The sequence below is a fragment of the Psychrobacter sp. Sarcosine-02u-2 genome (assembly GCF_002836335.1).
GTDB classification, from domain to species: domain Bacteria; phylum Pseudomonadota; class Gammaproteobacteria; order Pseudomonadales; family Moraxellaceae; genus Psychrobacter; species Psychrobacter faecalis.
This window is the reverse complement of the sequence record NZ_PJBX01000013.1, coordinates 1-6,916: the sequence shown is the minus strand read 5'-3', so window position 1 is coordinate 6,916 and position 6,916 is coordinate 1. Positions and strand designations below refer to the sequence as shown.

The 6,916-nt window shown below is 42.7% G+C and carries 6 protein-coding genes and 1 pseudogene; 2 read left to right on the top strand and 5 right to left on the bottom strand.

The features are described 5' to 3' along the window. Both CXF58_RS00630 and CXF58_RS00625 read right to left on the bottom strand, forming a co-directional pair. A pseudogene (locus CXF58_RS00630) lies at positions 1-368 on the bottom strand (RNA-guided endonuclease TnpB family protein); the annotation flags it as partial. 140 nt (positions 369-508) lie between these two features. Beyond that, positions 509-1,582 (bottom strand): aspartate carbamoyltransferase catalytic subunit, encoded by a 1,074-nt coding sequence (locus tag CXF58_RS00625; protein ID WP_102076262.1) that lies wholly within the window; start codon positions 1,580-1,582, stop codon positions 509-511. A gap of 421 nt (positions 1,583-2,003) precedes the next feature. On the opposite strand from CXF58_RS00625, the gene CXF58_RS00620 reads away from it, so the two are divergent. Continuing rightward, positions 2,004-2,987 (top strand): class 1 fructose-bisphosphatase, encoded by a 984-nt coding sequence (locus CXF58_RS00620; protein ID WP_102076261.1) that lies wholly within the window; start codon positions 2,004-2,006, stop codon positions 2,985-2,987. Between the two features lie 100 nt (positions 2,988-3,087). After that, the gene (locus tag CXF58_RS00615) at positions 3,088-3,882 is read left to right on the top strand and encodes a TrmH family RNA methyltransferase (protein ID WP_068406829.1); all 795 of its coding nucleotides are present in this window, start codon (positions 3,088-3,090) and stop codon (positions 3,880-3,882) included. Between the two features lie 101 nt (positions 3,883-3,983). Here CXF58_RS00615 and CXF58_RS00610 read toward each other — a convergent pair whose 3' ends face one another. From CXF58_RS00610 to CXF58_RS00600, 3 genes are all read right to left on the bottom strand, one after another. Beyond that, positions 3,984-4,916 (bottom strand): electron transfer flavoprotein subunit alpha/FixB family protein, encoded by a 933-nt coding sequence (locus CXF58_RS00610; protein WP_102076260.1) that lies wholly within the window; start codon positions 4,914-4,916, stop codon positions 3,984-3,986. Positions 4,917-5,064: 148 nt separating this feature from the next. Further along, positions 5,065-5,814 carry an electron transfer flavoprotein subunit beta/FixA family protein gene (locus CXF58_RS00605; protein ID WP_068408412.1) on the bottom strand — a complete coding sequence of 250 codons (750 nt, stop codon included), beginning with the start codon at positions 5,812-5,814 and terminating at the stop codon, positions 5,065-5,067. 507 nt (positions 5,815-6,321) lie between these two features. Next, the coding region (locus CXF58_RS00600) for a DUF421 domain-containing protein (protein ID WP_228706495.1) at positions 6,322-6,916 on the bottom strand (595 nt) is incomplete at its 5' end.

Genomic DNA, 6,916 nt, shown 5'->3' with positions numbered 1-6,916 from the left:
CTTTTCTTTCCTGATTTTTTGACACCTAAGTATTTGATTGCTGCTTTTTTAAAAGGAATCCAACCAAGTGATTTACGCTTAGATTTTGGGTTATTGGTTCGCCAGTTTAGTTTGGCTTTTTTGAATTGCTTGCGAGATTTAGCATGGGTTTCGGTGATGGCTTGTAAGGTTTGACTGTGCAAATTCAAAAACTCGCCACTACCTTTTACATAAGCTGCAATATTATAAGCGGAAAAGAAATGATTGGTGCGTTGAAGATGCTTAAAACTCAAATCATTCACATAGTTCCACACAAAATTAACCGCACCAGCCAGTTTATTTAGCTGATTGGCGTGTTTGTCTTTGATGCGACACTTGAGCGTTTTCATAGAGTGATTATGGTCTTAATAAGTTTGGTTGACAAGTCTGTTTTAAGGCTGAGCGACAATAGCTGACGCCTGATATCCACGCCCTAGAAGGGACATGGTTTTACGGCGCTTTTTGATAATTAAAATAGGGCAGCAGAGGATTATTGACTCGCCGCTTGATGCGCGCGCTGACCTTCCATAGCCAGCGATAACACTGCCATGCGAATCGCAATGCCATTATTTACTTGCTTTAAAATAACAGACTGGTCACCATCGGCAACGCTTGAGGCAATCTCAACCCCGCGATTCATCGGCCCAGGATGCATCACCAACGCATCGGGTTTAGCCAGTGCTAGGCGTTCAGGCGTAATACCATAGTGTTTATAATACTCACTCGACGACGCCAGCAGCGGCGAGCCGATACGCTCATTTTGTATTCTTAATCCCATAATGACATCACAGTCGGTGACGCATTCGTTCATATCTTCATAAACTTGCACGCCAAAACGCTCAATACCTTTGGGTAATAAGGTACGCGGCGCACAAACACGAATATCTTTAACTCCCAAGGTTTGCAGCGCACTGATATCTGAGCGTGCGACCCGCGAATGCTTAATATCACCGACGATGGCCACAGACAATTCTTCAAACGGGCGCGGTGCTTCACGGTGAATGGTCAGCATATCGAGCATACCTTGCGTCGGATGAGCATGCCAGCCATCACCGCCGTTGATAATAGCAATATCTGGCGTCACTTCGGTTGCCATAAAATGCGCCGCGCCTGACGCTGAATGCCGTACCACAAAGATATCCGCCGTCATCGCTTGTAGATTCCATAAGGTGTCGCGCAAGCTCTCGCCTTTTTTGGTACTGGAGCGCTCAATATCGATATTGAGCACATTGGCACCAAGACGCTTTTCGGCGACTTCAAAGGTTGTACGCGTGCGCGTTGACGGCTCAAAAAACAAATTCATCACCGTATAGCCTTCAAGCTCAGGGCGGTTAATCAGTTGCCCATTATCATCAAAAAATGTCTCTGCTTTGGCAATAATTGCCTGCAGTTGCGCTTTACTTAAACCCTCTACCCCTAAGAAATGGCGAATACTGCCATCGTTATTGAGCTGCGGACGACTGAGCGAGGCGTTGAGCTTTTGATGAATAGTCTCAGGATCAAACTTGGCATAATCAGTCGGCGAAACGGTTGGTGTTGAGCGACTATCGATAGAATTTGACATAATGGCACATCTTTATTGTTAGGTGATATGAGGTGATTATCATTATTTAGGCGTTTTACGCTCGTTAAGCACACAGACAAGGACATTTTGGCGCTTATTTGCTACAATTTAGCGCAATGACAAACAACCTTAAAAGATAGCTTTTGGCGTCTTAGTGAGCAATGGCTCTAGACATATAGCAAACCTTATCAAAAGCCACTTATTAACACCATAAATAAATAATCATAGCGCTAGTGTAGCTGATTTTGTGGTCAGGACAAAGACGCCTTGCTGGGTATTTAAAAATTTGCCAAATTTAGGCAAATTAAAGGTGATCTAACCGTCTCTCAAACTTCTATTTAATTTTTATTCTCATTGGTCTTATTTTTAAAAGTACTTATTTTAATACTATCTATTTTAACCGTCTTTATCAGGAAACCTTATGACAACCTTAGCAAATTATCTAAACGCTGATGCCAGTAACCCGGCACTTAATGACGTAATTACCACTGTGACTAATGTTGGTAAAACCATCTCGCAGTTATTAAGAAAAGGGGCGTTAGCAGATATCTTAGGCGAAGCAGGTAATCAAAATGTCCAAGGTGAAGAGCAGAAAAAACTCGACGTCTTAGCTAACGATTTATTATTAGAGGCGTTGGCAAACAACGCGCATTGTGCAGGTGTTGCCTCAGAAGAGCTCGACGATGCTACCCCTGCCAACGCTGATGGTAGTTTATTGGTATTGTTCGATCCGCTTGATGGCTCATCAAATATCGATATTAATATGGCCGTCGGTACCATCTTCTCTATCCTACCGTACCAACGCCAAGGTCAAATCAGTGCAAATAGCGATTTTTTACAAGCGGGTAATCAACAGCTAGCCGCCGGTTATTTGCTATATGGCACCTCTACGGTACTGGCATTAACCATCGCTGATAATGTCGTGATGTTTAGCCTAGACCCTGATAGCAATGACTATGTACTGATAGAAGAGGATGTTCAGATTGATGCGGATACTAGTGAATACGCTATCAACGCTTCAAACTATCGCTACTGGCAAGCGCCTATGCAGCAATATATCGACGAGCTCATCGCTGGCAAGACTGGCGTACGCGGCCGTGACTTTAACACGCGTTGGGTGGCGGCGATGGTCGGCGATGTGCATCGAATTTTATGTCGTGGCGGTTTATTCACCTATCCATTTGACACCAAAGATGCCAATAAAGCCGGCAAGTTACGCTTGATGTATGAAGCCAATCCGATGAGCTTATTGATTGAGCGAGCGAGCGGCGCTGCTACCGACGCGGTGCAGCGTATCTTGGATATAGAACCAACGGATATTCACCAACGTGTCCCTGTGGTACTTGGCAGTAAAAACGAAGTCGATTACGTTAAAAATCTACATTTAAAACATACTGATAAATAAATCACTTGCACCCAATTTGATAATAATCGGCATATAGCGGCATAAATGATCGCCTTTACGCTGATTATTCAAACTCTTCATATTTTTTAAGCGATCCATTATGGTAGCAAATCCAACCGAGCTGATTACCTCAGATAAAAATACCAGTATCAAGTTGGTTAAAGGCTTATTGACACAAGCGCGCCAGCGTACGAAACAAGGTCAGACCGTCATCGAGGGCGTACATCTTATCGATGCCGCCCTGCGTAGCGATTACCCATTTGTGCAAATATTGCTGTCTGAATCGGCACATCAACATCCCGAAGTTCAGCAGCTTTTGACGCGCTTGCCGACTTATACACCTATTTTGACTTTAGCAGATAGTCTGTATGAAGGTATTCGTAGTTTGGGTACTGGCATCGATATCATGGCGCTGATTAACATTCCAACGCCTAGTATTAAAGCCATCAATGATGACTGCTTGATTCTGAACGATGTCCAAGACAGCGGCAATGTCGGTACGCTACTGCGCACGGCGGCGGCGGTTGGCATTAAAAATATACTTTGTACCAGTTCAACAGCGCAAGCGTGGTCACCAAAAACGCTCAGAGCAGGTATGGGCGCACAGTTTGCCCTTACCATTTATGAAGGGTTAAGCGTGCAAGATATTTTAGATTATGTACAAACGCCACTATTTGCCACCAGCTCACATACCGATACGGTCATTTATCAACACGACTTAAAAAAACCTATTGCTTGGATTATGGGACATGAAGGCCAAGGTGTGTGCGACGAGCTAATGCAATGCGCGACCCCTATTGCCTTGCCGCAGCCTAATGGGCAAGAAAGCCTGAATGTCGCTATCGCAGGGTCATTGTGCTTGTATGAGACATTGCGACAAAGGGAATATAGCTAATATTGTTAAGTAAATTAAAAAATTTTAGATTTGATAATAAAAAAACCCGCTATAAAAATAGCGGGTTTTTTTTGCTTAATTACTTATCTAGTAATTAATCATTAAATCTTACTAGTTAACTCAGGCAATGCTTCAAATAAATCGGCTTCTAAGAAGTAATCAGCAACGCTAGCGATTGGAGACTCTGGATCATTATTGATAGCAACGATCACTTTAGAATCTTTCATACCCGCTAAATGCTGAATCGCGCCTGAGATACCAGCTGCAATATAGAGGTCTGGTGCAACGATTTTACCTGTTTGACCAACTTGCATATCGTTTGGTACATAGCCTGCATCAACAGCAGCACGTGATGCGCCAACCGCAGCGCCAAGCTTATCAGCTAGCGGCTCGATATATTTAGTGAAGTTTTCACCGTTTGCTAGCGCACGACCACCTGAAACCACGATGCTTGCTGAAGTCAATTCAGGGCGGTCGGATTTTGCCATCTCTTCATTGACGAAGCTTGATTTACCCAAATCTTGAACATTATCCAGTGTCTCAACAGATGCTGAACCGCCTTCGCTTGCCACAGGATCAAAAGCCGTTGTACGGACTGTTAAAACCACTTTATCTTCTGAAGTCTTAACTGTTGCCGTGGCGTTACCTGCATAGATAGGACGCTCAAAGGTATTTGCATCTACGACCGCAGAGATTTCTGACAACATGCTCACGTCAAGTAAAGCGGCGACACGTGGCATAAAGTTTTTGCCAGTGGTAGTAGCAGCAGCAATGATATGGCTATAATCACCAGCGATGTCAGCAACCAATAGGGCGATGTTGCCTGCCAATTGATGCTCATAAGCGGCGTTATCGGCTAATAGTACTTTAGTTACGCCTTCAGCTTTAGCGGCTGCGTCAGCTGCTGCTTGCGCGCCGCTACCAGCGACCAATACATGGACGTCATCGCCTATTTGCTTAGCAGCAGCGATCGTGTTCAAAGTTGCCTTTTTTAGACTGGCATTGTCATGTTCTGCATATACCAAAATTGCCATTATTTTTATCCTTTATTTATTCGTATCATCTATTCATGCGGTTGTTTGTGTACAAAATGATTTACCAATCCAGCTTAAATATGAAACCTTTTAGATAACATCATTTTGCACAAGATATGCCGTAGAAAAATATTAAAAGACTCACGCCTTAGATAACTTTTGCTTCATTTTTTAGCTTATCGACCAACTCGTCAACTGAACCTACCTTGATACCAGCTTTACGCTCAGAAGGTGGCACGACTTTGATAATTTCTTGCTTAGAAGTCATATCGACACCGAAATCAGCAGGTGTTTTTTCATCAAGTGGCTTTTTCTTCGCTTTCATGATGTTAGGCAATTTAGCATAACGTGGCTCATTTAAGCGTAAGTCAGTGGTGATAACCGCTGGGAGCTCAAGTGCTAGGGTTTGCAGACCACCGTCGATTTCACGCGTGACGTTGACTTTGCTGCCTTCAACTTTTACTTCTGACGCAAAAGTACCCTGACCGATACCCATCAATGCTGCTAGCATCTGACCGGTTTGGTTGTTGTCGTCATCAATGGCTTGTTTGCCTAATAAGATAATATCCGTAGACTCAGTTTCAGCGATATTCTTAAGGATTTTAGCAACTTGCAATGGATAAGGTTTTTCGTCAGATACGACCAAAATCCCACGATCAGCACCCAAGGCTAAAGCTGCACGAATTTGCTCTTGTGATTCTTTTGGACCGATTGAGGCGACGATGACTTCATCAATCACGCCCGCTTCTTTTAGACGAACGGCTTCTTCAACAGCAATTTCATCAAAAGGGTTGATTGACATTTTAGTGTTAGATAAATCTACGCCCGAATTATCAGCTTTTACACGAACTTTTACGTTGTAATCAATGACACGCTTGACCGCTACTAATGCTTTCATACGTTCCTCGTTTATTAATGTTATGAATTAAAAGTTACCAATTAAGAACCAAAGGTTCATTTTTTTCAAACTATGGTGCAAATTGTCGTTCAAAATACTACTAAAGGTTTTTACCACATTAACATAGATTTAAACATAAATATGTATAAGCCGCTCACCCAAGATATCGCGGCATCATATTTATTATTCGCTAGTCGTGATTTATTATTGGTATTTACTTTTATAAGTATTTACCAATAATAAAAATATACCAGCAAACGCTTAAATCCTGCTAAAGCTAAGCCAACCGTTATTATCAGACCCGTCTATCTTGCGTGAGCACAGGGCTAAGGTCAAGACAACGCCGTGAATAATGCGTCATAAATTTGTCACCATTGTTGCAAAAACTGTCTATGAGTGCCTAAATAGAGAATTAATTTGCTCGAATACGCTAACTCGACCGTCCTTTATAACAGAGACAGCCTTGTAATTAATGCCTACTTTACTATGATTTCATCTTCCGAGTTTTTATTGTCTAGGCGGTTTATCAGATTTATTGTTAGCATTAATTAGCAAATGGCTGTCACGAATGTCGTCAAACAGTGACCAGTCGGGTGCAGTATTATCCTGCTTAATGACACTCATATCGCCGGTCGTTTCCATAATAACAGCGAATACTTCGCTCTTTGCTTTCAATCCATTCTTACGCAATACTTCTTGCACGTCACTTTTGGTCAGATTGGCTTCTTTTAAATTATCGCAAAAATACTCTCCGTGCGCCATTAAGATAATTGCTTGATTATCAATCAGTGATTTTAGAGGCTTAGACTTACGCCTGATGACAGAGATGGTACCTTGAATAAGAAACAATATCGCAACGGCGACTAAGCCTTGCGCCAAAGATGGGCTGTCAGATAAGATGGTTGACGCCAGTATGCTACCGATAGCAACAGTCATGGCAAAATCGTAGCTTGAAAGCTTGGAAAAACTGCGTAGCCCCATCAGTCGCGTAAACGCAATGAGTCCCAAATATAATCCAAGCGCTGATAGTGAAATACCGAGCACTTGCGGCCATTCAATCGCAAACCATTTTTCCCACTGCATACACTCGCCTTTTTTATTT